General features: G+C 44.9%; 30 protein-coding genes and 3 pseudogenes. 7 read left to right on the top strand and 26 right to left on the bottom strand.

The window, feature by feature from the left end; genetic code table 11:
• The 4 genes from GC098_RS10730 to GC098_RS10715 form a co-directional block, all read right to left on the bottom strand.
• On the bottom strand, positions 1 to 282 hold a 282-nt coding region (locus tag GC098_RS10730), incomplete at its 3' end, for an NAD(P)/FAD-dependent oxidoreductase (RefSeq protein WP_171643156.1).
• Positions 283 to 604: 322 nt separating this feature from the next.
• Positions 605 to 769, bottom strand: coding sequence for a hypothetical protein (locus GC098_RS10725; RefSeq protein ID WP_171643155.1), 165 nt, complete (start codon positions 767 to 769; stop codon positions 605 to 607).
• Positions 770 to 1,705: 936 nt separating this feature from the next.
• On the bottom strand, positions 1,706 to 1,951 hold the full coding sequence (locus GC098_RS10720) for a hypothetical protein (RefSeq protein WP_171643154.1): 246 nt from the start codon (positions 1,949 to 1,951) through the stop codon (positions 1,706 to 1,708).
• A 253-nt stretch (positions 1,952 to 2,204) separates the two neighbouring features.
• Positions 2,205 to 3,152 (bottom strand): helix-turn-helix transcriptional regulator, encoded by a 948-nt coding sequence (locus tag GC098_RS10715; protein ID WP_171643153.1) that lies wholly within the window; start codon positions 3,150 to 3,152, stop codon positions 2,205 to 2,207.
• A 112-nt stretch (positions 3,153 to 3,264) separates the two neighbouring features.
• Between GC098_RS10715 and GC098_RS10710 the strand changes: the two genes are divergently transcribed.
• Together GC098_RS10710 and GC098_RS10705 are read left to right on the top strand one after the other, a co-directional pair.
• Positions 3,265 to 3,909 (top strand): peroxiredoxin-like family protein, encoded by a 645-nt coding sequence (locus GC098_RS10710; RefSeq protein ID WP_171643152.1) that lies wholly within the window; start codon positions 3,265 to 3,267, stop codon positions 3,907 to 3,909.
• A gap of 19 nt (positions 3,910 to 3,928) precedes the next feature.
• On the top strand, positions 3,929 to 4,114 hold the full coding sequence (locus GC098_RS10705) for a hypothetical protein (protein ID WP_171643151.1): 186 nt from the start codon (positions 3,929 to 3,931) through the stop codon (positions 4,112 to 4,114).
• A gap of 79 nt (positions 4,115 to 4,193) precedes the next feature.
• Here the strand turns inward: GC098_RS10705 and GC098_RS10700 are convergent, their stop codons facing one another.
• The 9 genes and pseudogenes from GC098_RS10700 to GC098_RS10660 all read right to left on the bottom strand — a co-directional run bounded on the left by GC098_RS10700 (position 4,194) and on the right by GC098_RS10660 (position 11,396).
• A complete protein-coding gene (locus GC098_RS10700) occupies positions 4,194 to 5,216 on the bottom strand; it encodes a zinc-dependent alcohol dehydrogenase family protein (protein WP_216625233.1) in 1,023 nt (340 codons plus the stop codon).
• A gap of 18 nt (positions 5,217 to 5,234) precedes the next feature.
• Complete coding sequence (locus tag GC098_RS10695) at positions 5,235 to 5,618, bottom strand: nuclear transport factor 2 family protein (protein ID WP_171643150.1); 384 nt, start codon at positions 5,616 to 5,618, stop codon at positions 5,235 to 5,237.
• Between the two features lie 609 nt (positions 5,619 to 6,227).
• Positions 6,228 to 6,497 (bottom strand): annotated as a pseudogene (locus GC098_RS10690) (12-oxophytodienoate reductase); the annotation flags it as partial.
• A gap of 421 nt (positions 6,498 to 6,918) precedes the next feature.
• Positions 6,919 to 7,239 (bottom strand): thioredoxin family protein, encoded by a 321-nt coding sequence (locus tag GC098_RS10685; RefSeq protein WP_171643149.1) that lies wholly within the window; start codon positions 7,237 to 7,239, stop codon positions 6,919 to 6,921.
• 76 nt (positions 7,240 to 7,315) lie between these two features.
• Positions 7,316 to 8,246: pseudogene (locus tag GC098_RS10680) on the bottom strand (NAD(P)/FAD-dependent oxidoreductase).
• A 105-nt stretch (positions 8,247 to 8,351) separates the two neighbouring features.
• Positions 8,352 to 8,561: a winged helix DNA-binding protein gene (locus GC098_RS10675; protein WP_171643148.1), complete on the bottom strand. Its 210-nt coding sequence runs from the start codon at positions 8,559 to 8,561 to the stop codon at positions 8,352 to 8,354.
• Between the two features lie 3 nt (positions 8,562 to 8,564).
• Positions 8,565 to 9,800, bottom strand: coding sequence for an MFS transporter (locus tag GC098_RS10670; RefSeq protein ID WP_171643147.1), 1,236 nt, complete (start codon positions 9,798 to 9,800; stop codon positions 8,565 to 8,567).
• A 124-nt stretch (positions 9,801 to 9,924) separates the two neighbouring features.
• Positions 9,925 to 10,245: a hypothetical protein gene (locus tag GC098_RS10665; RefSeq protein ID WP_171643146.1), complete on the bottom strand. Its 321-nt coding sequence runs from the start codon at positions 10,243 to 10,245 to the stop codon at positions 9,925 to 9,927.
• Between the two features lie 500 nt (positions 10,246 to 10,745).
• Positions 10,746 to 11,396, bottom strand: a complete 651-nt coding sequence (locus GC098_RS10660) for a peroxiredoxin-like family protein (protein WP_171643145.1) — start codon at positions 11,394 to 11,396, stop codon at positions 10,746 to 10,748.
• A gap of 281 nt (positions 11,397 to 11,677) precedes the next feature.
• Between GC098_RS10660 and GC098_RS10655 the strand changes: the two genes are divergently transcribed.
• Complete coding sequence (locus GC098_RS10655) at positions 11,678 to 13,204, top strand: redoxin domain-containing protein (protein WP_171643144.1); 1,527 nt, start codon at positions 11,678 to 11,680, stop codon at positions 13,202 to 13,204.
• Positions 13,205 to 13,264: 60 nt separating this feature from the next.
• Positions 13,265 to 13,879 carry a Crp/Fnr family transcriptional regulator gene (locus GC098_RS10650; RefSeq protein ID WP_246358547.1) on the top strand — a complete coding sequence of 205 codons (615 nt, stop codon included), beginning with the start codon at positions 13,265 to 13,267 and terminating at the stop codon, positions 13,877 to 13,879.
• A 265-nt stretch (positions 13,880 to 14,144) separates the two neighbouring features.
• Here GC098_RS10650 and GC098_RS40790 read toward each other — a convergent pair whose 3' ends face one another.
• The 9 genes from GC098_RS40790 to GC098_RS41525 all read right to left on the bottom strand — a co-directional run bounded on the left by GC098_RS40790 (position 14,145) and on the right by GC098_RS41525 (position 19,919).
• A complete protein-coding gene (locus tag GC098_RS40790) occupies positions 14,145 to 14,270 on the bottom strand; it encodes a hypothetical protein (RefSeq protein WP_281366940.1) in 126 nt (41 codons plus the stop codon).
• A gap of 234 nt (positions 14,271 to 14,504) precedes the next feature.
• The gene (locus tag GC098_RS41530; RefSeq protein WP_376773859.1) at positions 14,505 to 14,702 is read right to left on the bottom strand and encodes an MmcB family DNA repair protein; all 198 of its coding nucleotides are present in this window, start codon (positions 14,700 to 14,702) and stop codon (positions 14,505 to 14,507) included.
• A gap of 161 nt (positions 14,703 to 14,863) precedes the next feature.
• Positions 14,864 to 15,025: a hypothetical protein gene (locus tag GC098_RS10635; RefSeq protein WP_171643141.1), complete on the bottom strand. Its 162-nt coding sequence runs from the start codon at positions 15,023 to 15,025 to the stop codon at positions 14,864 to 14,866.
• Positions 15,026 to 15,083: 58 nt separating this feature from the next.
• Positions 15,084 to 15,467 carry a hypothetical protein gene (locus GC098_RS10630; protein ID WP_171643140.1) on the bottom strand — a complete coding sequence of 128 codons (384 nt, stop codon included), beginning with the start codon at positions 15,465 to 15,467 and terminating at the stop codon, positions 15,084 to 15,086.
• Between the two features lie 105 nt (positions 15,468 to 15,572).
• On the bottom strand, positions 15,573 to 16,670 hold the full coding sequence (locus GC098_RS10625) for a GerAB/ArcD/ProY family transporter (protein ID WP_171643139.1): 1,098 nt from the start codon (positions 16,668 to 16,670) through the stop codon (positions 15,573 to 15,575).
• 39 nt (positions 16,671 to 16,709) lie between these two features.
• Complete coding sequence (locus tag GC098_RS10620) at positions 16,710 to 17,798, bottom strand: Ger(x)C family spore germination protein (RefSeq protein WP_171643138.1); 1,089 nt, start codon at positions 17,796 to 17,798, stop codon at positions 16,710 to 16,712.
• A gap of 20 nt (positions 17,799 to 17,818) precedes the next feature.
• Positions 17,819 to 19,300, bottom strand: coding sequence for a spore germination protein (locus GC098_RS10615; protein ID WP_171643137.1), 1,482 nt, complete (start codon positions 19,298 to 19,300; stop codon positions 17,819 to 17,821).
• Positions 19,301 to 19,416: 116 nt separating this feature from the next.
• On the bottom strand, positions 19,417 to 19,569 hold the full coding sequence (locus GC098_RS10610) for a hypothetical protein (RefSeq protein ID WP_171643132.1): 153 nt from the start codon (positions 19,567 to 19,569) through the stop codon (positions 19,417 to 19,419).
• A 128-nt stretch (positions 19,570 to 19,697) separates the two neighbouring features.
• Complete coding sequence (locus GC098_RS41525) at positions 19,698 to 19,919, bottom strand: ArsR/SmtB family transcription factor (protein WP_216625232.1); 222 nt, start codon at positions 19,917 to 19,919, stop codon at positions 19,698 to 19,700.
• Positions 19,920 to 20,171: 252 nt separating this feature from the next.
• Between GC098_RS41525 and GC098_RS10600 the strand changes: the two genes are divergently transcribed.
• From GC098_RS10600 to GC098_RS10590, 3 genes are all read left to right on the top strand, one after another.
• A complete protein-coding gene (locus tag GC098_RS10600; RefSeq protein ID WP_171643159.1) occupies positions 20,172 to 20,771 on the top strand; it encodes a nitroreductase family protein in 600 nt (199 codons plus the stop codon).
• A 529-nt stretch (positions 20,772 to 21,300) separates the two neighbouring features.
• Positions 21,301 to 22,233 (top strand): DMT family transporter, encoded by a 933-nt coding sequence (locus tag GC098_RS10595; RefSeq protein ID WP_216625231.1) that lies wholly within the window; start codon positions 21,301 to 21,303, stop codon positions 22,231 to 22,233.
• 238 nt (positions 22,234 to 22,471) lie between these two features.
• On the top strand, positions 22,472 to 23,122 hold the full coding sequence (locus tag GC098_RS10590) for an FMN-dependent NADH-azoreductase (protein WP_171643136.1): 651 nt from the start codon (positions 22,472 to 22,474) through the stop codon (positions 23,120 to 23,122).
• A gap of 113 nt (positions 23,123 to 23,235) precedes the next feature.
• Here the strand turns inward: GC098_RS10590 and GC098_RS10585 are convergent.
• From GC098_RS10585 to GC098_RS10570, 4 genes and pseudogenes are all read right to left on the bottom strand, one after another.
• Positions 23,236 to 23,742, bottom strand: a pseudogene (locus tag GC098_RS10585) (group II intron maturase-specific domain-containing protein); the annotation flags it as partial.
• Positions 23,657 to 23,908 (bottom strand): hypothetical protein, encoded by a 252-nt coding sequence (locus GC098_RS41935; protein ID WP_246358548.1) that lies wholly within the window; start codon positions 23,906 to 23,908, stop codon positions 23,657 to 23,659. The gene GC098_RS41935 and the pseudogene GC098_RS10585, both read right to left, overlap by 86 nt.
• A gap of 93 nt (positions 23,909 to 24,001) precedes the next feature.
• A complete protein-coding gene (locus tag GC098_RS10575) occupies positions 24,002 to 24,292 on the bottom strand; it encodes a hypothetical protein (protein WP_171643134.1) in 291 nt (96 codons plus the stop codon).
• A gap of 6 nt (positions 24,293 to 24,298) precedes the next feature.
• A complete protein-coding gene (locus tag GC098_RS10570) occupies positions 24,299 to 25,048 on the bottom strand; it encodes a YhgE/Pip domain-containing protein (RefSeq protein ID WP_171643133.1) in 750 nt (249 codons plus the stop codon).
• Positions 25,049 to 25,227: the final 179 nt, after the last annotated feature.

The following is a 25,227-nucleotide window of genomic DNA, read 5'->3' as shown; positions in this document are numbered from 1 at the left end:
CAGCGTGAACGGCGGCCGCTTGGACATGTCCACTTTCGTCACCCGTCCCGGCTGAATCGTAGCGCCGAAGCGCAGTGCTTGCTTGCGCATGTTATCCATCAGCTCTGGACCCATAATCCCGTCCGGGAACCCCGGGAAGTTATCGACCTCGGTTGTTGTCGTCAATTGGCCGCCTGGTTGAATTCCTTCAATAACAAGTGGAGCAACATTCGCTCTTGCCAGATAGATCGCCGCCGTTAGACCGGCCGGACCTGTACCAATAATAATCGCTTTATAATGCATAGGAAGGCCTCCTCTTCTGTTTTCATCCATATCGCGGAGCATTTAAATTGTTTACAAATAAATATGAAGCAAAATTTACTTTGTCTGCAACTATATTGTACACAAATTAAATAATTGCAGCTGTGTGCGTGGTTGTCTAGACTTTCCCTCACTTCCACAACTCACCTGTGTGTGTATCAAACATTCGTCCTATATTAATTATCCACCATTATCCACCGCCTTCTACCATGTGAGAAACAACCGCCTGGACGGCGGTAAAGACTGTACGCAATTTATGGAGACATTGTAGTCAAATTCCTCAATAGTGAATTGATCATAAGGTTTAAATCGAAGAGGTAGCGGCATTGTTAATGAGAATATCAATGCCTCCGAAAGCGGTGATCGTGTCTGTTACGGCACTTTTAATTGCATTCACGTCACTGCTTAGATCCACCAGTGACCGGGTACTATTTTTCCAGATAAGGCTAATTAACTCATTTTCGAGCATCTCCTTTAATACAAATCTCGTTCATTCCTATTTTATTTTACCACCCAATTCTTTTATTATCTGTAAACCAGATTACAATTGGCCAACACAATCGCGGCTATTCAAAACTTACTGTCAAATATCCACTCATTGAAAACGCTTCGATGACGAGTCGCGTTCATTATGTCAGAAACGCCTTAACTAGCGGTTCAAAAAATGTGATGAATATTGAAGTGATTGTAAACTCGTTTTTATCATGAAGAAGTTTTAGCAACACTGCGGTTATAGGATGACATAAAGTTCATACCTGAGGGCGAATTAAGGCAGTTAGATATTCACCTCACTAACATCGAATTAAACGAGTATATTCCAATAATTTTATTACTCCGTGTGACAGGTTGGAAAATTTCTGACGTGCTGAATTTAAGATATGATACTTGCTTAGATAAAACGCAATTAGGCTGGTATATATGTGATGACATTTCCAAAAACAATTGTATTGAACCATCGTATTCCTGTTACAGACGAAGTGCCCACAATTGTAAAGTCGATGTTTTGAGTACCCCTGAAATTAACATTGGATTAAACTTTAGACTGCCGCTGTCTTTATTAAACTAACGTTCTCCGTTAATACATTAAGAATTCCAATAATCTATGTCAGGATTAAGTTTTAATCTTAAGATAAAGCAGGAATTTATTTTTTACTCTGTTTAAACGCTCTAATTGTTATGACAGCTGTTATGACAGCAATAGGTAAAATAATAAACCCACCCAATACAACCATCCCAGTACTGAATGGCAGTTTTATTAATGAGAACAAATATTTTAAGAAGATAAGGAATATAAAAACCATAAAGAATTCCTTCACGGAAGAAACGAGTGTTCCGAGTGTTCTATTATTAATCCAGTTACGTAATGGAACGATAGCACTCAACATTATAAGTCCAAACCAATCCATTAATTCTCTTCTCTCTCCCTAATCTTAATCATCTTTATTTTTTTCTCTTTAGTTTTGTCTATCTTCCATGCAATAAAGCCTCCGATTAAAACAGCTATTGCATTAAAAGGTATTACTTTATGGAGATTGGGATGGCTGACGATGGTTCTCGTTCTCGGACATCTCTTCATACGTAAATAGACGAGAAAGCCAGCGGCCACGATGACCGGTACGACCGACACCGATGCGTGGCTGGTTGGCTTCACACCGGAGCTCGCAACCGCCGTATGTCGATCAGTTCGCCATGTGTATCATACATTTGGGAGGTTTGCAGCATTTTGGTGACGGGCAGGGCTGCGGGTTGCGTTCCGACGATAGCTTTTAGTAATCTTATACATTTAACTTATACCAATTACTAATAACATAAAAAAGTTAGAACTGCTCATCAACAACGCCAGTCAACGCCAGCTGTATGGTAACGCTGAGCAAAGTAAGCGGATGAACTCGTTCTGCCGGCCGTTAGCTGTAGAGTTCTCTCATCTTCTCTACTTTTCGTTTAATATAATCAACCGCTTCTGCAGGCTCTATAATCTGGGCCTCCGCTCCTAGTTCCCAGATCATATCGGCGTAGAAGCGCAGTTTCTCGGCGGGTACCTGCATGCGGATGGATGCGCCGCCACCGGGATGTCGTTCTAAGGCGTCCTTGAACCAGCCGTTCGTCTCCAGCGTTCGTGAGCCGACGGACGTCAGACGCACAGCCAACCCGGTATGGTCCATCTGCCGCAATTCCGGCTCGTTCCAATCCTTCACGGTCCGTTTGTCGACTTCTTCCAGGAACGCGATGGACGGATTCAAGCTGGCGGACAGAATGCGGTCGCCCCTGAACAATCTGTACCCTTCGCGCTGGAAGCAATATGCCGGACAGTACCAGAACCCATGACTTGCATAGAGGCCGATCGGCTGGATATCCCTCGTCGTGACTCTATCGCCGGATTGGTACGCGATCGTCACGGCGCTCCGTACCATGACCGCCTGCATTAACGCCTGCAGCGCGGGCGCGGACATGGCCCGTTCCGGGCTCCAGATCGCCACTTTGTCCCGCAAGCGGTCGATTTGTGCTTGGACATCTGTAGGCAAGTAATGATAGAACTTATGCAGCACGGCTGCGGCTCCGGCATCGAACGGCAGCGATCCGAAGTACTTCAGGGACTGGCAGGCGAAGAATATCGCCACTGCTTCGCTTTCGGAGAACGCGATCGGCGGCAGCATCCGTTCCCGCAGCAGGCGGTATCCACCTCCCCGGCCTTGAACGGAATAGATGGGAACGCCGAGAGCGCTGAGTTCCTCCAGGTCACGGGTAATTGTGCGGGTGGAGAGGCCAAATTCCTTGGCGATCTCCGGTACGGTGAACGATTTTTTGGCGTTGATGATCATGATGAGCTGGATGAGACGCTGTGATTTTAGCATGCGCGTTCATATCCTTTGCGGTTGATATGGACTTGCGTAAACAAGCCAGGATCTGTCTTGTTTCCATGATACGCTAAATGAGTAAGGCATAACATAGGAGGTTGGAAAAAATATGAGTGACGAGTTGAACAAACGGCTGGCGGAGAGGGAAGAGACTTTCAAGAGCGAATCCCCGGCAGAGTATGAAATTCTGCAGCAATCGATCGTCATGTTGGAAAAGGGAGGCGCCGCGCCGGGTCTCAGCATCGGCGACCTCGCCCCGGATTTTACTCTGACGGATGCGCTGGGCAAGCCGATGAGTTTGATGGAAGCGGTCCGGAATGGTCCCGTTATCCTGACGTTCTACCGTGGAGGTTGGTGTCCGTACTGCAGCCTGCAGCTGCGCGCCTATAACGAGATGCTGCCACAATTCCGGGAACTGGGCGCCTCATTGATCGCCGTATCGCCGCAAAGTCCGGATAACGCCTTGAGCCAACACGAGAAAGAAGGACTGGATTTCGTCGTCGCCAGTGATACGGACAGCCGCGTGGCCGAGCAATACCGCGTGCTATATGAAGTATCTGGCTCGCTTAAGGCCTTATACGAGAAAATCGGATTGGATTTGGCATCCTACAATTCGGCGGATCAGTGGTTTCTTCCGGTATCCGCGACATTCGTGATTGACCGGGACGCCAGGATCCACTACGCATACGTCGATCCGAACTTCATGCGAAGACTGGAGCCCGAAGTGATATTGCGGGTGCTGAAAACGTTGTGACGTATCCCGCATGCGTCGGATGAGCCCCCGAATCGCCCGTGATCCGGCCGTCCTTGTTAGAGGACTCCGGTTTGTTCGGGCTGTTCGAGTTTTGTGGGTTGTTTCCGTAGGCTGGTTGAAGCAACTGGCGCTTTGCTTCAAGCGGCGGAGCATGCTTCAGACGAGTATGGCGGATGAATACCTGACTTTGCCGATCGCCGAATAAGCCTTGCGGCACCGGTAAACGGCGTGACAAGGCTCGATAATACGGAACTCCGGTATTCGGTATTTTGATGTCCCAGCACTCAGTCGACGCGAACCACGACTTTGCCGAATGGCGACTGTTCGCGGTAATAGGTCAGGGCTTCCTTGGCTTCGTTGAACGGGAAGACCCGGTCGATGACCGGCTTGATACGGTGCTGAGCGATTATGGCGTTCATCGCTTCGAACTGCGTTCGGTTGCCAACGGCGATCGAATGCAATCCGTATACATTGGAGACGAGCGCGTTGAAGTCGATTGTCTGCGTCCGTTCACTCAAGCCTCCAATCAAGCTGATCTGCCCTTCGAAGGCCGTCGACATGATCGATTGTGCAAGCGTGCCGGCGCCGCCGACCTCTACGACGCGGTCGATGCCCCGTCCGTTGGTCAATTCGCGTACGGCCTTATGCCAGTCCGGCGTTGCCTGGTAATTAACGACTTCGTCCGCACCAAGCGCCTTGAGCCGCTGCGCTTTGGCTTCGGATGATGTGGTAGCGATGACCCGCGCGCCGAGCGCTTTGGCAAATTGCAGCGCGAACAGGGAGACGCCGCCCGAGCCGAGTGTCAGGATCGTATCCCCGGCAGCCATATCCGGGCCGCAAGTGAGCGCATGCCACGCAGTAACACCAGCGCAGGGCAGTGCCGCGGCTTCCTCGAAGGAAAGATGCTCCGGGATGAGGACTAACGCCTCTTCGCGCAGAACAACGTACTCCGACAGCATTCCGTTTAGCGAACCGCCGAGCTGCGCAGCATTGGCCAGACTGAACGGGCCATGCGTCCAATCCGGGAAAATGGAGGCCGCGACACGATCTCCCGGCTTCACGTGGGTCGTGCCTTCTCCGACCTCGACGACTTCACCGGCTCCGTCCGAAAGTGGAACGACGTCAGGCCGCACCGGCAACGGATAGACCCCCTGGAAAATAATCATGATTTCCCGATAATTCATCGAACAAGCCTTTACCCGAACAAGCGCTTCTCCTGGTCCAGGGACGGGAATGGCGTGTTCCCTGAAGGAGATTCCATCCAGCCCTTTTCCCATTTCCACATGATAACTTCTCATCTTTTTCATCCGTAACATCTCCCTTGTCTATACCTCATCGGTAAACTGATAGTCCCTTGTGATCCTGCCGTCTTTCCCTAACAAAATAAACACCGTGCCCGCCCCTAGCACCTTGCCGCCACCAGACGGCACCATGACCCAACCGAGCCTGATGGCGCCGTGATGATGGCTGACGTTGTTCAAAGGCTTGAATGCAAAAGAGCCTTGGTCGACGAATTTGTCGTACGCCTCGACGATTCTGGATTCGATGGCATCGTGTCCCTTTTCTTCGCTCGTGTCCGTACAATGAATCGCTTCTTCCGTCCACAGCTCCTCGACGGCCTTCCTCCGCAAGCTTACGTCCGGTTCGTTCCAGACGGCGTTGTACGCCGCCGCCAGCGCAGCTATTTTCTCGTTCACTTCATGCATCATACCCGTTCACCTGTCCTTTGTTTGAATGATTATCTCTTACTCAATGTATCACTTAAACAAGACAATTCCCGTCTTGTTTAGAAAGAAGATTTTCGCAATACCAAGGAACACACAGTGTGCCAAACGAATGTTCTGGTATCCAGAATTTCATATTATTTGTGTTCAGTGAAAAAAAGTTATAGTCTTAGAAACTTGATTTAAAGGGAATTATATTGAAAATCGACAGTTTTCATTCAACTGAGATAGTAATAATTGCCGCTATTTTCACATCTCCTCTTAAATTTATAACTTTCCTAACCCTCTTTCGTACTATCCTGCCTACAGCGCACCCTTTAGTCTTAGAATTCGACGAAACGCCAGTCTACCACCGGATTCCGGTAATAACGTGTAGCGGCGGATCCGCCAGGAATGTCATAAAGTTCTTGTCATCTAATTTTGTCAAGAATTATATGACATAAAAAAAAGCTGCTGATCGGAGCCCTTTTCGAAGTAGATACATCCGTGTTGTAGCGGTGGCTTTTATTATAATATCTAATATTACAAAAAACGGGCTCTCCCACTAACTCGGAGTGCCCGATCAAATAGTCAAAAATTAGAATTACAGCAGAATCAAGATAGCGAACGCAGCGCTTCAGGGGTGAAAGGCTTCAGCTCGTTAAGCCGGCCATCGCGGACCTTAGCCGCCCATGCTGGATCAACCAGCAGCGTACGGCCGACTGCAACCAGATCGAACTCTCGATTGTTAAGCTTGTCGGTCAAGCTATCCACGTTCGCCGTACCTGCATTTTCCCCTCTAAACGAAGATAGAAATTCATTATCCAGACCTACGGAGCCCACAGTGATTGTAGGTTTGCCGGTTAATTTTTTAACCCAGCCTGACCGTAAGGTGGTGAATCTTCAATGACTTTAATACCAGAATGCGGAACCCAATATCTGCTTTCTGGTACGACTTCCTAAAAAATAAAACATGAATTCATGAAGCATTCTTCTTATTACACATAGCCATAGCTTCCCTTATCGTCAAAAAATAAAGCTTAGGCCAAGAGAATCTGGCCATAAGCTTTTAGGTGATAATGGGAGTCGAATATGGATATTTTCGCAGAATATTGATTCGTCCGTTGTATCTGTGTTACGAAGCTATCATAAAAAAGCACAAGTTTGGCTGAATAGAAACTCACGATCGGGAATTGAAACGTAAAGATTGTTTAAATTCTCCCAAACCCGTCTGCCGATCGCCTTGAAATTATATTCCCATACAAAAAATCGTTTCCACTGCTCATACTCAATTATGACAGCTTTATTACACAAATACAGATTCCAGATATCCCCTCACTTGAACAGGTGTCTTTGCATACTTACTGTGCAAATGTCCCAATTTCACTCCGTTTTTATAAATGAGTAAACTTGGAATTCCCATAACCTCGTTTTCTTCCGCAACCGTCTGGAATTGTTCCACATCGATTGCATAGAAATCCTTATCTCTATTTTTCGCTACTATATCACCAATAAACCGGTCCATGTTTTTGCAATCGGGACACCAGGTTGCGTCGAACTTAACTATCGTATATTGATCCCGATTAACCAAATCGCGAAAACGTTCTGCCGATTGTAGTCTTTCCATTATTAGTCGCTCCTTATAAAGTGATTTCATATTACACATTTAATTATTCCATAGAGTATCAATACATAATACTCGCCTAATTCCTAATTAACTTATCGGATGTTTCTTCCAAAAATCGTTCGCAATCCATCGCAGCAATTGCACCGCTGCCGGCTGAAGTAATCGCTTGCCGGTAATGAGGATCCTGTACGTCACCGCAAGCGAATATGCCTGGAATACTGGTTTCCGATGTTCTGGGCTTTACAATCAAATATCCTTGTCTATCGGTCAGAAAGTTGTCCGTCAAGAAACTCGGTATTCGGATGATGTTACGAAAATTCCATCCGCTTCGAAGATTTCTTCGTCGCCGGTTTGATTATCGCGCACCTTAAGTCCAGACACTCCCTTCTCGCCCGGGATAACCTCGAGAGGTATCCGATCTAAACTCCATTCGATTTTTTCATTTTGTCGTGCCCGGTCCTGCATGATTTGAGAAGCTTTCAGTTGGTTTCTTCTGTGCACGACACGGACTTCTTTGGCGAACCTCGTCAAGAAATGCGCTTCTTCCATCACGGAATCGCCTCCGCCTACAACGATTACCTTTTTGCCTCGAAAGAAAAAGCCGTCGCATGTAGCACAAGTGCTCACGCCTCTTCCGATATAATTATGCTCGTACGGTATGTGAAGTAAATTCGCGGTAGCCCCTGTCGAGAGGATGACGCTCTCGGAGATAAGCATCTCACCGCTTTCCAAGAACAAACGAAACGGACGGCTCTGTAGATCGACTCGACTCACCCGCCCGGATTTAAACTTGGCTCCGAATCGCTCCGCTTGTTTTCTTATCCATCAGATCCGTTCCCAAAATCCCGTCTGGAAAGCAGGGGGAATTTTTATACTTCTGTTGTCGTGGTCAGTTGTCCACCGGGTTGGGTACCTTCGATAACATGAGGCTCCAGATTCGCCCTTGCCAGGTAGATCGCTGCGGTTAAACCAGCTGGTCCAGTACCGATTACAATTGTTTTGTACATGATAAGCAACTCCTTATTTAGATTATATAAAATAATATTGCAAACAATTTATTGGGGTAAAGATGTACAAGTAGCGTTAATTTCGAGCTTGAGAACAATACATCTTTATTTACCGCTAACACGAATATCATTGTCCGATAAATGATTGATGGTTTCGTTCAATGTCCTCAGTTCATCTGTCGACATGCCGTTGGCTGAGAGTAGTGATAAGGGAATACATAACGCCTTTCCCTTCAATGCTGTACCTGTGTTTGTAAGCTTGATCATAACTACTCTTTCATCTTCCTTCGAACGTTCCCGACGAATTAGCCTCATACGTCAGGATGGCAAGGTCTGCGAACCCACCTTGGATGTAAGACCTTCCGCCTGAGCTTGCGTTCCGTTTCTGGTGGCATAGTACCGAGCAAACCTTACGGAATAACCCAATATGTAGAGAACCACCAGGGAAGCGAGAACATTCAGGACGATCAGAGACACGTACAAGTCAAATAAGTAGCTTAGGAGACCGACTCCCACGATGGGAACAATAAATCCGATGTAACCCGCAAAGTAATAAGTCGTTATCACCTTCGGCCGCTCCGATGCATTCGGAAGCTCGCCGGCCAGTCGCAAGCTAATCTGGAACGTCCAACCGCTGCCCAGCGCCTGAACGAGCACCCCGATCCACATTAGGCTTATGCTTCCCGACGTCCCGGAGAGAACGACAAGCCAGGCTCCGCAAGCCAATAAAGCGATACCGATCCGAAGGCGTACGACCGGCTGTTTGAACCAAGGCAGCATTTGCATCATCGTGCCGCCCCCCATAAGTAGTAGAATCAGGAGACCGGACACGGCAAGGTTGGAAGTGTGAATCACGTTTTTCACGAACGAAGGAATCAAGGAGAGAACGGTTCCGTTCAAGGTAAAAAGCGTGAAAACGGGTAGCGCACTAAACGACCAGAAATGAGGCTTAATGTCGTTAGACACCCCGAGCGAGATCGATGTCGCTCGACGGCGTTCCTTCCGAGCTTGAAAATCCTCGTCCTGCAACGTTTCCAGACTGACCCAAGCGCTCAGCAACAGAACAGTCAAAAGCCAAAACGGTGCGCGCAGCGGCATCAGATGCAGATACTCGATGATCAAACCGGCCAAGGCAGGTCCTAGACCGAAACCAACGGAAACGGCCATACCCGATAACAGAATCGCCTTGCCCGCTTTCTCTTTGGACGTATGCTTCAACAAGAACGCGACTGCGGTGCCCGTAAAGCTTCCATAAGCGATTCCTTCCAGCATTCTCGCCCCGTAAACGAGCCAGGCCTGATGGCTTGCCATAAAGAGAAGCGTGGCCAGGATCGACAACAGGATGCTGATGCGAAGAACCCGCTTCAGCCCCCAACCGCTTCCTCTGGAGCCGACAATGAGCAAAGTGGGCAGCAGGAAGATCGCATACATAGCGAATAAAATGGTGATTTGTAGACTGCTTAATCGGTACTGCTCCTGATACAACGGAAATAAAGGCGCCGTAAAGGAAGTTCCGGTGGACATCATGAAGATGACCCATAACATTTTTTTCATAGAGAACGACCTCTCTTTAATTGGATGATGATTTTATTGCTTTCTTTTTACTGAGGACCGGATGGCATTCGCCGTACCGGTCCTCTATCATTACTTTGCCCAATAAGGGGCAATCTCTCCGGAGTCAATCACGGCCATTACGCGGTCGATAGCCGCCTGCATCTGCCTCATTAATCCGCTTCAGCCACTCGCTCCGCCCACGCATTGACCTCTTCAAGCCGTATACGCTGCTTGAGAGCCAACACAGGAATCTATGTCCTTCTGCCTTAGCCATCCACCCATAAATCGTTGTTTGCGAATAATTGATGTACGCAACCGGACTTCCTGACAATCTGCGAAGCATCGTCAATTGGCCGATATGGCTGGTCGCGTCCGCTAACGGTCCATGAACAAGCTTTTCGACAATGCTTTGCTCCGGTATAAATTGCAAGATGGCTTGATCCAATTGTTCGACTATTTTATAAAATCGCTCCGCTTCTTCCTACCAACCTTTAGATTCAAGCCGTACGCGCGGCGAACCGGCAATCGCTGAACAGCAGTTTTGTAACAATTGCGATATGTGACATACAATTTCGATCGGCGTCCTGACGCCGGAACCGGCATCAAATGAAGCAAAATCGCTCGCTGTTCAGGAAATGGCAACCGTGAATCGGAACTTCATAGCACCCAGCCAATGAATTAGCAATTTTTCGACGTTTATGGCCTGAGGTTGAGAATTATTTCCCACTCCTCTATCCCCTCTGTATCAACAAAATGTTCGCTTGAGGACGCTGGACGTCTGCGGTCTTTGTGGGCTATTTAAACGCACGACCAGGGAATACAGCCCTGCTCGTGCGCCCGCCCGCTCCGATTGTCGCTGAACCCAGCCATACAAGCTTCTCCCATATCACCAGCATATATGGATATGTCAGGTCTTATCGTAAGGCACGAATGATGCAAAAAACGTTACAGCTTTTTTAGCTCTCGCAAAATTTCTTCCGGGCTTTGACGCTGCATGAAATTCGGATTGACATAGGAGGAGCGAATAATGGCGCTCTCATCAATCATGAATGTAGCCGGAACCGGCAAAACCCATTTCGAGGTATTGTTGTACTCCGTAAGATCGAGTCCAATACCTTCCATGAGTTCCCTTACTCCCAGCGGAACATCGAAGAGCAGATTGTACTTGGCCGTTACCAAGCCGTTCGGATCGCTAAGGACTTGAAATTCCAATCCTTCCTTCTCCTGAAGGGATAACGAATGATCCGGCTTTTGTGGGCTAATCGCTATAAGCTGCGCTCCTATCGCCTGTATTTCCGGTAATATCTGCTGGTAAGCCTTTAATTGCATATTGCAAAAAGGACACCATCCTCCGCGATAGAAGACCAGCACAACCGGTCCTTTCGCGAGCTCTTCAAATAAAATTACATCCCGGCCTAGTGCGTTTGTTAATTTAAAATCCACCGCCTTTTCGCCTGGTTGCTTCCCGGAAGCGATCCCCGATTTCTGAAGTTCCTCAATCATTTGACCGATCTTGATCTGCGCTTCAATCGGTGAATTGGCCTTAAACTGCTGAGTGGCCGCTTCCAGCTGTTCGGTTAAAATTTGGTTGCTCATCGTTCTGAAACCTCCAATATCGAATGGATAGCTTGATTATAAATTCAAATTAAAGCGGAGTTCAGTGAAGTAGATTACAGTTCTCCATCATAGTTTGAAATACGAAATACGGAAGAACAATGTAAAGTAGATTACTGAAACCGATTCGGCCGGCATGTTAATCTACAAGAATCAGGGAGCCTGCCATGGACAATGGGTTATCAATTAACCGCATCTTTTTCCTGGCGGGAGAAAATTCTCTTATTAAAAAATAAGAATGTAAACGTGAAAGGAGAATATGGATGAAGATACTCGTTTTAGGAGGAACAGCGTTTTTCGGTCGCCGGTTAGTCCATTTATTACTCGGGGATGGCCACGATGTGACCATTGCAACAAGAGGTCAGACACCGGATGATTTTGGCAACGCCTTGACCCGAATAAAGGTGGACCGGACGAATCAAGATGCCATGATGGAAGCGTTCGGCAATTGTTATTATGATGTCGTCTACGATCAAATCTGCTTTAATCCTCAAGATGCCAAAATTGCCCTGGAAGTGTTTGGAAACCGCGTTAAGCGGTATGTATTAACCTCAAGTATGGCGGTTTATAACAGTAAAGATACCGAAATTACCGAAGACGATTTCATGCCGGAACAATACAGCTATGATTTAGACGCTCAGAAATATGATTATGCCGAAGGAAAACGCCAAGCCGAAGCCTATTTCTTCAAGAATGCGACATTTCCCGTCGTTGCGGTTCGCGTAGCCATGGTCGTATCGGGAACCGACGATTATACAGGCCGTTTTGATTACTATGTGAGGCATGTTGCTGAACATAAATCTATCGGCGTGTTGGAAGCCGAGCATCCTATTACTTATGTGACAGCGTGGGATGCGGCCGAATTTCTTAATTTTATCGGAGCCAAATCCGATTTTGTCGGACCAATCAATGCGGCGAATACCGGTTACTTAAGCATCCAAGAACTCTGTTATGAGATAGGGGAATGCTTGAATACGACCCCGCTGTTTCATGTAGGCGGACATGAAGAACAAACTTTATCCCCCTACGCCATGTTTCCTTATACTTGGAAGATATTGAATGCCAGAGCAGCATCTTTAGGATTTGAATTTCCGACAATTCAAAAATCGATTTCGCTTATGGTCCAGGACAGTGTTTTTAAATGGGAAAGAAGCTTAAAAGATGAATTTGATGCACTCCAGGCTCAAAACCGTAATATGTCGCCAGATGCCGCGGCGACATTTGCCAGATTGATTCAGGACCTTCGACATCAAGGTGCAGGCAAAGGACTGAATATCGGAGATAAGGCTCCCGATTTTACCCTAGAAGATGCTACGGTCAAACCCGTCACATTATCTGAAGAACTAGCCAAAGGCCCCGTCATTATCGTGTTCTATCGGGGTGAATGGTGTCCGTACTGCAATTTGCAATTGAAGGCCTATGAGCGCATCATGAATGAGATTAAAGCTGCCGGTGCTCAATTGATTGCCATTAGCCCGCAAACACCGGATCATTCGCTTTCCATGAAAGAAAAACATGAACTGAGCTTCTTCGTCCTTAGCGATGCGAACAACAAAACTGCGGAAAACTACAATCTTAAATACAAGCTGCCTGACTTTATGCAAGCCATTCAGAAAAGATCTGGTATTGAGCTACATCAATATAACGGTGACCATACTTTTGAGCTTCCTGTCACAGCCACATATATTATCGATAAAAAAGGAACCGTCATAGCAGGTGCTTCAGATTTAAACCATAGAACGCGGTTGGAACCATCCGAAGCCTTAAAAATAGTCCGTTCGTTGCAATAATGTTATTGCAACGAACGCCAATGACTTTGCCAACATTATTTTGGAGGAGCGATATATCTGATGAACAAGCTCTGGTATTTATCGCAAATAAGTATTTTTGAAGAAATGTCACGAGAAGAAATTAGAGAGATCGATCAGCTAGATACCATCCATCATTTCAATTGGATCACAAAAAACACATTGGTCCAAACCCCGGAGTCAACGCGCGAGGGACTCTATTTCATCAAGGAGGGCAAGCTTAGACTCTATAAACTGAACGACAGCGGAAAACAGTTCACGCTTGGCATTCTCACAAGAGGAAATATATTCGGAGAGTTAAATTCATTCTCGTTCGGAACCAAGGGGGTTTATATTGAAACGATGGAATCGTCGCTTCTTTGTACCATGTCCGAGCCTCAGTTCGAACGGCTGATGATCAACCGGCCTCAGCTCGCGCTCAAATTTCTTAAAGCACTCAGTGACCGGTTAAAGGAGCGGGAGGAGCAATTGGAACAGCTTGCGCTTCATGATCTTAGAAAACGCGTGCTCCATCTCCTTTCCACACTGAGCGCCAAATTCGGCGTCATTCAAGACGGATATGCCCTGATCGATCTGCCTCTTTCCCATCAAGAGATTGCCAATATGCTCGGTGCTAGCCGCGAAGCGGTCAGTGGCGTGATGAGCGAGCTTGCCTAGGAGGGTGTCGTTAAGACATCACGCCTGTCTGTTCAACTTGCTGTTACAATACTTGAAGAAAATATTCCTCGAAACTCTACACATTGATATGCAAAGATCACCGGAGTTCCGGTGGTCTTTGCTGGATCATCGATATGGGACCGGACGGAGGTAGCAAGGGTCGACAGGTGGTGTTCGAGGGCACGCCTTCGGGCAGCTTTTCGCTTAATTAACGGATTCTATTTGAAGATTGCGAACGTTCGTTTTAGAATGTAATGAAATTGATTTAAGCGATATTGTTCGGCTTCTCAAGTATTGTTTCTGCATTACCTTGCTCAATACATTCAAGATAGTGATATCCAACCAACGTTACTTGTAAGAAAGAATCTAATCCAGAAATTAGCTCTTTCATTTCCTTCACGCCTATCAATTGGAAATGGTTTTCATCAAGCACCAGAAAGCTCAATGGCCATATACATACCTTCGGGTTAAGTGCTTATGAAATGCGTTATAAATCAATTCACGTTCTTTTGGAGCATGCTCAGATGAATCAGCCACACTATATACAAACTGTTTTGCTCCAAAAAAAGCCCTACATTCATTGAATCCTGTTGTTTGTAGAATAAATTAACGGAAACGGGATCTCTCAACAGAAAATAAAAAACGTCACAGAATTCAAGGTAACTACGCCCTTCTCATCGTTACGAAAATCAGAGACGGATGCTTTTACCTCGATGATGATGATCCTTCCCGACTCATCGTACCCGATGACATCGCACCTTCTCCCATTCGGTAACTCCACTTCATTTACTACAATGTGGCCCAGGTTATATAGCCACTTCAAAGCCCGGTCTTGGAGTTCTCCGTGTGTTCTAAGTTCAAGGACGGACAATGCATTCCGAGTTTCTACAGCTTCAATGAAAGTTCAGAGGGGATGACTTCCGTAACTTCCGGATTTCTTGTTGTATTCCATCCTGCTCCACTCTAATTTCTCGCATCTTTTCTTCAATATCTAAAAATGACTTTCTCAAGTCTTTGGCTAGTCAGGTTCTCACACGTTAGATGTTCTTGCGTAGCTTTTGCCATCTTACGGTAGGGGTTAGCCTGACGCAGGGTCGCTACAAGACCGAATTGCCTCATTAAACGGCGGATCTTTTTATGGTTCATAACAATCCCATTATGGCGTTCAAGCCGCATTTAATTACCAGCGCACCGGCTTTGCCGTTTAACTATTTAAAGTGTGCTTGGAAGCCTGTACCTCACGTTCGTCCGCAGCCTCTCTGATCTGACGCTCTGCCTCGGCGTTGCACCAACGGTAATAGCCGCTTACACTCACCTTAACACCAGCATTCCTCCTGCCAGTGGCTTGTTTACCTCGCATTTCTTCAAGCAGCCCTTCCTCACCTCGAGCGGTGAATACCTGACGCCAACGCAACAGACACTTCTTTGGTTTGTCATGTCCAATGGCATCTAGATGAAAGCCTGACTCCAAGAAGATCTCCATCGGCGGTTGACCAGTGAGATACGCCCGTACTGCAGCGACTTTAAAAGCCACACAAATGACCCGCAAGAGGGGCACTTTTTTCAAAGTGTCCATCTTACGGGTCACAGTTCAAAGGATGATCAGCAGCCTTACCCCGTTTGTGACTATTTACTAAACAACCTGGCTGCATTATAATCCATTCGTTTGCGGGTGGTATCAGCTGTGCTACTACTACCCTTTATTCCAATTTTTCCTTACCTGCGTGACTACGAACATAATCGGGATATATCCATAAATAAAATAAAGTCCGATGTCTGAATATAACTCGGAAATCCAACGAAATATGCTACGGTCCTTCACAAAAAACTCTAATATCAGAATTCCGACCAGAAAAGCAAGCAAGCTCGCACGCGGTTTGATCTGAAAAACGTTTTTCATTCCACGGCATGCCGCCCATAAGCTTAAAGATATGCCTGCAAAAAAATTTATCGACCACATTGAAATGACCAGATATTCTATTCTCTGGAACACAGTTCCCTCAATAACCTTGACCATATCAAGCGTCGGCCAAAAGATTTCGCGCAGCTGCCCTTCACTGTACATCATAAACGTTATGATTATTATCATCAAATACATTAATGTAACAATAAATACCGCCAAATGTGCCCATTTTTGAGATTTTTCCGGTGATTTAATGAATGGGTAAAAGAGTAGAAGAGCTTCAAATCCCATGAATTGATATAGCATGCTTTTAGAAGAGAGTAATATGTCGGTTATTGAATGGTTAAAAAGCGGCATCAAATTTAACGGATGTGTATACGGCAAAACTAACAAATTCTGTGGTAAAATAGAAATAAGTGTAATTAGTAATCCCAAAAAACTTAGTCCGGTAACGGACCGAAACCCGCCGGATACGGTATAGTATATAAACAACACCAAAATGGTGCTTATGGGTAAAATTTTTATTGAGGGAAACACCCAGAGTTGAATAACTTCAATATAGGCTTTGAATTCAATAAAAGCTCCGAAACAAAAATAAAGAACGATTGCGAAATTGATTATGTTCCCTGCAATTTTCCCGAAACATGTATTGTTGACTGCAGTTACATCTAGACCTTCTTGATTAGAACGTAAAATTTTATAAATCATCCATAAGATTAAATGAATGCTAATCCCTACTAAAACAACAGAAATATAAGCATTATATCCGGCATGTTCGGCCACTTCTCGTTGGAAATTCAGAACTCCGACCCCGACCATACTGACATACATAAGAGGAACAATTAAGAAGGGAGATATTAAGTGTTTTTCGTCAACAGGATTTTTCATATACGGAACACCTCACTAAACTGTACTTCCAGACATCGTTCAAGCACTTCCGGTTTTGGCGATTTTAACCTGAACGCTTACTGATGTTTTTATTACTTGATAAATTTCTTCAAAATCTTGGGCACTCCATACCTTAGACCGACTTCTTACTAAATCGCCCAGACCGACTGGATCAACCTTATTTTCCTTTAATAGTGACAGGAATTTTTCAATTTCTTTTTTAAAATAAGAACCCATCGTTTTTTCAAGCTGTGCAAGCTGCTCTTCTGATCTCAAATCCACCCAATCCGGGACATTCTGAAGTTCCGTCACCAATTTCAACCGAATTGAAATAGAAGGGATTGGATTCTCTTTGTTCACAATATAGTTTGCCTTTGAATGCATGCTTCTCAATAAAATGAAATCTTCACCCTGTTTGTTTGATGCTTTTCCTGCAACTGGAACATTGTAGCTTCCATTCTTCGAGTTCTGAATAAGCATTTTTAATAAGAAAGCGTCCTTCATGCTAATTTCGGTTATCATCTGATCACTTCTAAATAAAGCCAGACCATCGATTACTACTTCTCCGTGATCTATTTTAAAATACGGTAAAAACATGTCTCGTCCTTCACCATAATAATTAAACAAGGATACATGAAGGTTCATCATCGGTAAATTTCCGCTTCTCATGTTTTGGTCAATCATATCCGATAAAAAAAAAGGTTTTTGGGTTTTTTTGATGATTTCCAACAGTTCCGAAGCGTCCCGATCCACGACTCCAAGCTGAAGCCGCGATGAAAATTTAGTATCGCGGAGAAAATGATGCATTACAGCCCCAGTCCCTTTTTCTGCACGCGTTTTTCCGAATAACACCATCCTTAACTGTCCCCTTTCAAGGGGATCATTTGTCCGCGCATTTACTCGTGGCAGACCGCCAATAATAGCGTTGGATTCCGTATGTAAAACATCTAGTTCTGTTTTTCCCTGTTCTTTAAAGTGAGCAATTAGAACAGCGTTTTTTATGCCATTCGCAACGGTATCAAAGCTAATTGCATGGACAAGACAAATCTTATTCACAATTTTTTGATCGGCACAAGCCGATAAAACTGCACACAAAATGATAACCAGAAAAATTTTCCTCCTATACATAATGGCCCTCTTTCCATAATTTATTCTTCATCTAAGTCATTTTTCTGTTTAACTGGTTTAGGCAAATACTTAACTGAAGATTTTGGTCTTAAATGTTGAGGTCTTTTATTCAGAATTTGAAAAGATGAACGTATAAAACTGTCTTTAAAAGACATAATCCTAAAAGGAAAAATCGGAACAGCGTAAGGAGAGCCTAATGATTTTAAACGAATAATATGGACGAACAGAAAACCCACCGCGATAAATATGCCAATTCCCCCCCATATCGCTGACAACATGATGATAGGAAAGCGTAAAAATCGTATCGTATTTGACATCTTATATATCGGTGTCGTAAATGAGGCTAAAGCCGATAGCGCGACAAGAATTAGTAAAATATTACTTGTTAAAGCTGCTGCGACCGCAGCTTGACCGATAACAATTCCTCCGACAATACCTAAGGTTTGTCCAATTTTTGTTGGTAATCTGGCCCCTGCTTCCCGAAGAAATTCAATGGTTATTTCTAAAAAAAGCACTTCAAAGAAGGGAGGAAATGGAACGTTCATTCTGGAAAAAATAAGGGGACTAAGCAAATCTTTTGGAATGACTTCATAATGATATGTGGTTATCGCAACATACATTGACGTGCTAAACAGCGAAAAAATGACACCAAAGATTCGAATCAATCGAAAAAAAGAACCTAATATCCATGGCAAATAATAATCTTCCGCGGAAATAAAAAAATCAAACAATGTAGAGGGTCCCGTAATAATATAAGGTGATCCGTCGCTAATGACCGCGACTTGCCCGCTAATAAGTGAATACGCCACTCGGTCCCTGCGTTCCGTGGATACAAACAATGGAAATGGCGTCAAAGAATTGTCTGACATCATTTGGTCCAATAAGGACGAATCAAACACGTAATCGTAATCAATATCAGTAAGCCTTTGCTCAACAGTTTGAATATACTGTTCATTTGTCAACCCATCGATATAAATTATTGCGACTTTTGTTTTTGAAGTTGTACCAACGATAATTTCTTTTATAATCAAGTTTGGGATATTGATTTGTGCTCTTAACAAACCGATGTTTATATCCAGGTCCTCTACGAAACCGACTTTAGGACCGACGACGCTAAACTCGTTTTCCGTATCATTGTTTTCTCGCAATCCATGATTGTCGGCTAAATTAACCAATGCACACTTTTGATCGTTTTCATGAAGTTGAACGATCGCATAACCTTTCATCAGTTTGAATTGAATATTTGTTACATCGTCGGTAATCTCTATATCATTAATGGGAATCCAGTCATTAATATCCTCAATTTCCTTGATTTCGGAATCCAATGAGCGATTTTGCAACACAAGAATCAAATGTTGCTGCATCCACTTCGCATCGATTAAGGTACTATAATAGAAAATACTCACTTCTTGTTTACCAAGTAAAATCACTGTTTTCTTAAAGTCACTCGATTGTCCGGATAATTTTAATAATTGATCGAGGTTTTTAAATTCTGTTTTCATTGCGAATAAATCCTTTCTAGATAAAGAATCCAAATGTTCTTTATAGGGGCCATGCTATTTTATGGAAAAAACTCTTTTTTTATACATGGAGTGGAATCACAAAAAATTTCGACTGATCAAGGTCGGCGATCATTGATCTGTACGTCGTTCAGTCGGGCTATTGGATGGGTACTGGCGGCTACGGGAAAAAGCGTAGCAATAATTCGTAGAAATCGGTCAAATTTTCGTTCTTTGCTTTCTGTTGACCATGTCGCCAGTTTGCTTTGCATTTCACTGATTATCAAAAGTCTTCACCTCACTATGGTCAGTTAATGAGCCAAGCAAACCACTTAAATTGTCTCCCTTCGCCGTATGACCGGCTTTCCCGCCCTCGGACTACTACGGAGACTCCGTCATTCTACATGTCCAACTTTTCAAACTTGCGGCTCCACATCAATCGATACCTTCTGGTCCACTCTTCCACTTCGGAAATCGCCATCGAATTTAGTCGATAGATGCGCTGCTTCGTCTGCTTCTCCATCGTGACGACGTTCGCCTCGAGCAGCACCTTGAGATGCTGCGACACCGCAGGAGCGCTGATCTGAAAATGTCCGTAAATTTCCGTAGCGTGAGTTGCCAATAGCTCGATGATCCGGCGCCGTCGTGCAGCCCTTGACAGCGAAAAACCATGTGACGTATTGTTTTAATCGCTCCTGTTCCCTAATTAAATTAAAACTAAGTTTCACTTGCACACTAAGATCAATTCAAGTATGTAATTTACTTCACATAACTTTTTTTTTGTAATGGTTATAATAAATTTATGTCCCGTGGACACAGGAACATGGAAGATTGAAAATCGAAAAATATGGTAAGGAGATGTATCATGGAAACCTTGGAGAAAGATTTATTCACTGCACTACGCGAACGGCGCTCCATTTATGGAATTAGCAAAGAATCACCAATTTCGGATCAAAGTATCCAAGAAATAATCGAGGAAACCGTTAAACATACACCATCGGCGTTTAACAATCAAACTACCCGCGTTGTTTTGCTCTTGGGTGAACAACATAACAAGTTATGGGATTTTACGACCGAAATTCTCAAAGCAGACATTCCTTCCGAACAATTTTCTTCTACTCAGGAAAAAATGAACGGATTTCGGAACGGATACGGTACAGTGCTTTTCTTTGAAGATCAGTCAATTATTGATAGTTTTATGAAACAATATCCATCTTATCAAGAACACTTCCCGATTTGGTCACAGCAAACAAATGGAATGCACCAATTGGTGATCTGGATGGCGCTGGAGGCTGAAGGGCTGGGTGTAAACCTACAGCATTACAATCCATTGATTGATGAACGGGTAAAAGCAGAATGGAAGTTGCCGGAAAGCTGGAAACTGATTGCCCAAATGCCGTTCGGTAAACCGTCTGCCTCAGCAGGTGAAAAGAAATTTAATCCGGTACAAGAACGTATAAAAGTTTTTAAATAAACTTAACCTTGAGGCTGTCTCAATGACAGTCTCTTCCTTTAATAACATGATATCCCATTTTATATAAATAAGGATATCCGCGCTAGCTCGGCCAATTCCCGAAAATAGACATGATGAAGCTGTGAACGTCAATTCGTCAATAAGCGTTATATTGAGTGTACTGATATTCTTCACTATATAGTTCGAAGTAAATAGTGCAGAGTCATTGTTCGTTCGGGACTCCAGATTCTGAGATAGTTGTAGCCTGAAGACTTCTGGAACTGACCTTGAAATTTTCCCTTTTCCCTAGGCGAACCCGAATCGTTCGCTGTGATTACTGATAACAAAGTCATCTCGGGTGAGAGCTTCAACAAAGAAACCCAAAAACCCCTTTTAAAGAATTCGATGGGCAATAGCGATAGCCCATTGATTCGTGTACGTTCCACTTCTCGAAGTTCACGATTCCATTCGTTCTGATCTAGCGATTTTAGAGCTATTGTAGCTAACGGCAATTTAATCTGCAAAACAAAAAAAAGTGAAGGTGAAAAATATGGTGAAATATAAGGCATGGACATTTCTGATCGGGGCTAATCTGTTTTGGGCCGGTAATATCATTTTTGGAAAATTGATTGTAGCTGAATTACCTGCTGAATGGACAGTCTTTCTAAGGTGGGTCGTCGGACTGATTCTTCTTATTCCCATTGCCCAATTTATTGAGAAGCCTTCATGGAATCAAATATGGAGGAATAACTGGGTGTTGATCATTTTGCTAGCTACTTTATCCATTGTGCTCTACACTTATCTCTCGTATGCTTCATTGCAGTTCACATCTGCGACGAACAGCGCTCTATTTACTACCCTTGCGCCTGGCTTGATTATGCTCTTTTCGTTGATTTTCCTGAGAGAAAAAGTAAGTGCCTTTCAGTTCATTGGATTAATCACCTCGTTTATTGGTGTTCTGATTGTGTTGACGAAAGGCAACCTGCAGCAGTTGTTTCATACTCAGTTTAACGAGGGCGATGCGATCATGCTATTGGCCGTCTTATGTTGGACTGCTTATTCATTGCTTCTAAAAAAAGCAAAAAGTATTCCGCCTGTGACATTGGTTGCGATGATTGCGCTGGTCGGTGCTATTCTGATGATTCCTTTTTTATTTTTCCAGCCGATTCACTCCGACAAAATCACTTCTTTGGGGATCGTAGGGGTTATATACATGGGGGTGTTCCCGTCAGTCGGTTCGTTTATCTTTTGGAATCAAGGAGTTAAGATACTAGGTGCGAGCAAGGCCGGCATAACGATGAATCTGATTCCTGTCTTTACAGCAATTATTTCAGTTATCTTGGGGCATGCTTTGGAGATGTCGCAGATGCTCGGGGGACTCATGACGATTGCCGGTATGTTATTGATTGCAATAAAACGGAAACAGGTATCACAGATTAGCGCTCCCGTAGCTCAACAGCTAGGCCTAAAGGAAACAATTTAATATCCGTGACCATCTTCAATTCCGGTTTGCAACAGTCTGGCTCTATCTGCCCTATTACCGTAACTTTGAACACTTTGTTTGGCCGTTGATCCAAACCTTAATCAGGTTTTCTAATGAAAGCCGTAACTTAATTGAAGGTTTGCTTTCTAAGACTTGGTACATGCATTGCAGTATATTGGAGTTGAAATTTATCGGCGAATAATCATGTCGCCATTTAAACAAATTTAGGAGTGGAAAAATGGAAAAATTACTTGTTATCAATGCGCATGCCAATGTTGATGCCCCTGATTCAGTTAGTCTTGAAGTCGGCAAATATTTTATTGAGAACTACCGCAAGATGAATCCGAACGAATTGATTGAGCAAATTGATCTTTATGGTGAAGAAATTCCGGAAATAAACAGCACCGTTCTGAGCGCTTGGGAGAAATTTGAATCGGGTGGAGAGTTGACGAACGAAGAGAACCGCGTTACCAGCAAAATGAACGAAATTTTGCACCAATTCAAGAGCGCGAAAAAATACGTGATCATCATGCCGCTTCACAACTTCAATATTCCCTCCCGGCTTAAGGATTACATGGATAACATCATGATTGCCCGCGAAACCTTCAAATATACGAAAAATGGAAACGGAGTAGGTTTACTAACTGACGGACGTAGTCTACTCGTGATTCAAGGAAGTGGCGCTATCTACACGAATAACGATTGGTATACAGATAACGAATTCTCACACAAGTACCTCAAATCTATGTTTAACTTCCTCGGCATAGAGGATTACCAAATTATCCGAGCTCAAGGTACAAGCAAGCTTGACAAAGCGGACGTGTTGGATAAAGCAAAAAATGAGGCTCAAGAAGCGGCAGCGCGTCTGGCAAAGAAAGTAACTGTCTAACCGTGTCTAATGCCATTTGTGACCAACGCTATAGTCGAAGATAATCGAGTAGGAGGGAGAGATTAACTCCCGACCTCTCACACCACCGTATATACCGTTCGGTATACGGCGGTTCACGAAATATTCCGTAAGAATTTGTATCTATCTGATAAATTCTTCAATCCATTGGTTTTCCAGTATTGGTTATCCAGTGATCTGTGAAGAATTGGACTACAAGCTACACGCCAATATCCCTTTCGGGTATTTCCCCATTCGAAGGCTTTATCTTTAGGAACTCCTAAAGATAGAAGCCTTTTTACTTTGGTTTTAGGTTTCTTCCATTGTTTCCAGAGACACATTCGCAGACGTCTCCGTATCCACTCGTCTAGTCCTTGAAAGATGGATGGTGTATTCGCTAAAGCAAAGTAACCACACCATCCAGTCAGGTATTGATTCAGTTCTTTAATTCGTTGCTCCAACGAAAGTGGTCTTTTCCGCGAGGTAATCTCCCGAATTTTCGTTTTCACTTTCTGCGAAGCAATTCGAATCTTAGGGTCATTGTTCCATGTAAAGCTGCAACGTTTTTTGGTCGTCGGTTGGTATGGTCTTAGAAAACGCGTTCTCCATCTCCTTTCCACACTGAGCGACAAATTCGGCGTCATTTAAAACGGATATGCCCTGATCGACCTGCCTCTTTCCCATCAAGAGATTGCCAATATGCTCGGTGCTAACCGCGAAGCGATCAGTGGCGTGATAAGCGAGCTTGCCAAGGAAGACGTCGTTAAGACATAACGCCTGTCTGTTCAACTTGCTGTTACAATGCTTGAAGAAAATATTCCTCGAAACTCTACACATTGATATGCAAAGACCACCGGATTTCCGGTGGTCTTTGCTTTTACTTTAAGGAAATATGTTAAACGCGAACCGGAGCGGCAGCCAGTCGTACAGAAAGCGGCGGCTGAATGCCGGAAGCAGCTCCGGCGGTACCCCGAGCAACGGTGTCTCGAAGAAGAAGACCAGCACGAAGAGCAGCATGCCCGCGACGCCCAGCCAGCTGACGACGGTCGTCTGGACCAGGAAGAACACGAAACAGACGAACAATAAGTACCAGCCGATGGCCTCGTAGTCCGGAATATGCAGGCCGAACATTTGGCCGGCGATCCAGAGAATACTGAGCGCAGCCATGCCCATCAGGATTTAGGATACGCGGATGCCGAAGCGATGCAGGCGGAACCCGTTTGCGGTCGCCCTGTTCGCCGTTACGAAGAGCATCATCGTCGAGACCATCGCGGCGAACCAGGCGAGCTGCGTCAGCACGACGGGTGCGTTGCCGTTCGAGCTGTTCGGACCGACGGTATTCACGCTGCGGCTCAAAACCATAATCGGCTCGGCGAGTGCGTTCGTCTGCAAGGGCGTTAGTGTACCACCTGGCCCGGCTTGCGCTAGCAGCCGTTCGCGAAGCTGCGCGTTCGCGCCGCTGAGCATTTGGGTCACGATGCCGATCGCCATCGTCGCGCCGTTGTAATTCATGCCCTGGTTAACGTACAGTACGGCGGAGGCGGACTGCGGATCGGGCGAGAGCAGGCTCGCCACCTTCTTCGAGAAGTCCGCAGGAATGACGAGCGCGGCGGAGGCCTCTTGGCGGTTCATCGCCTCAATGGCCGCTTCCTCCGAAGAGGCGACCCGCCAGACCAGCGCCCGCCATTCTCCTCCCGGCGGCACGGCATTCAGCAGGCGCTCCGACAGATCGCGGCCGAAATTCGCGTCGGTTCCGGTAATATTTGCCATTTTATGTCCACATTCGCAAGTAAACGGAGCCCCAAGCATCTTATCGCTTAATAAAAAAGGAATGCTATTATCGCAATTTGCACAGGCATCAACCAGTTTTATCTGGTGAATCGGACAGTATTGTAGACGTGCAAGATATGGAACAAATTGGGTGTTCATTCTTCACCTTGTTCCTGCCTGCCCTGTATACTGCCCAAGCCATCATCTCCTTCGTGTATCTTCTTCTCTCACACTTAGCCAAGGGTGAAATCCTGCAAATTCATGAGACTGAGTGAGAAAACTGAATCATTTCGAGGAAGCGTGATTAAATCCGAGCTTATCACCTTCATTAACTACAT

The organism is Paenibacillus phytorum (assembly GCF_013141715.1).
Taxonomy (GTDB): domain Bacteria; phylum Bacillota; class Bacilli; order Paenibacillales; family NBRC-103111; genus Paenibacillus_E; species Paenibacillus_E phytorum.
The sequence above is the reverse complement of the archived record's forward strand: the minus strand, read 5'-3'. Positions and strand labels throughout refer to the sequence as shown.

Coding starts and splice junctions, on each gene's coding strand:
- GC098_RS10620 (WP_171643138.1), bottom strand. CDS start 17,798: ATGTATAGGAGGAAAATTTTTCTGGTTATCATTTTGTGTGCAGTTTTA.
- GC098_RS10705 (WP_171643151.1), top strand. CDS start 3,929: ATGAGCCCCCGAATCGCCCGTGATCCGGCCGTCCTTGTTAGAGGACTC.
- GC098_RS10595 (WP_216625231.1), top strand. CDS start 21,301: ATGGTGAAATATAAGGCATGGACATTTCTGATCGGGGCTAATCTGTTT.
- GC098_RS10590 (WP_171643136.1), top strand. CDS start 22,472: ATGGAAAAATTACTTGTTATCAATGCGCATGCCAATGTTGATGCCCCT.
- GC098_RS10615 (WP_171643137.1), bottom strand. CDS start 19,300: ATGAAAACAGAATTTAAAAACCTCGATCAATTATTAAAATTATCCGGA.
- GC098_RS10570 (WP_171643133.1), bottom strand. CDS start 25,048: ATGAACACCCAATTTGTTCCATATCTTGCACGTCTACAATACTGTCCG.
- GC098_RS10575 (WP_171643134.1), bottom strand. CDS start 24,292: ATGGGCATGGCTGCGCTCAGTATTCTCTGGATCGCCGGCCAAATGTTC.
- GC098_RS10670 (WP_171643147.1), bottom strand. CDS start 9,800: ATGAAAAAAATGTTATGGGTCATCTTCATGATGTCCACCGGAACTTCC.
- GC098_RS40790 (WP_281366940.1), bottom strand. CDS start 14,270: ATGAAAGAGCTAATTTCTGGATTAGATTCTTTCTTACAAGTAACGTTG.
- GC098_RS10660 (WP_171643145.1), bottom strand. CDS start 11,396: ATGAGCAACCAAATTTTAACCGAACAGCTGGAAGCGGCCACTCAGCAG.
- GC098_RS10710 (WP_171643152.1), top strand. CDS start 3,265: ATGAGTGACGAGTTGAACAAACGGCTGGCGGAGAGGGAAGAGACTTTC.
- GC098_RS10655 (WP_171643144.1), top strand. CDS start 11,678: ATGAAGATACTCGTTTTAGGAGGAACAGCGTTTTTCGGTCGCCGGTTA.
- GC098_RS10625 (WP_171643139.1), bottom strand. CDS start 16,670: ATGAAAAATCCTGTTGACGAAAAACACTTAATATCTCCCTTCTTAATT.
- GC098_RS10675 (WP_171643148.1), bottom strand. CDS start 8,561: ATGAGGCTAATTCGTCGGGAACGTTCGAAGGAAGATGAAAGAGTAGTT.
- GC098_RS10650 (WP_246358547.1), top strand. CDS start 13,265: ATGAACAAGCTCTGGTATTTATCGCAAATAAGTATTTTTGAAGAAATG.
- GC098_RS10635 (WP_171643141.1), bottom strand. CDS start 15,025: ATGAACCATAAAAAGATCCGCCGTTTAATGAGGCAATTCGGTCTTGTA.
- GC098_RS10695 (WP_171643150.1), bottom strand. CDS start 5,618: ATGATGCATGAAGTGAACGAGAAAATAGCTGCGCTGGCGGCGGCGTAC.
- GC098_RS10685 (WP_171643149.1), bottom strand. CDS start 7,239: ATGGAAAGACTACAATCGGCAGAACGTTTTCGCGATTTGGTTAATCGG.
- GC098_RS10715 (WP_171643153.1), bottom strand. CDS start 3,152: ATGCTAAAATCACAGCGTCTCATCCAGCTCATCATGATCATCAACGCC.
- GC098_RS10610 (WP_171643132.1), bottom strand. CDS start 19,569: ATGCAAAGCAAACTGGCGACATGGTCAACAGAAAGCAAAGAACGAAAA.
- GC098_RS10725 (WP_171643155.1), bottom strand. CDS start 769: ATGCTCGAAAATGAGTTAATTAGCCTTATCTGGAAAAATAGTACCCGG.
- GC098_RS10700 (WP_216625233.1), bottom strand. CDS start 5,216: ATGAAAAAGATGAGAAGTTATCATGTGGAAATGGGAAAAGGGCTGGAT.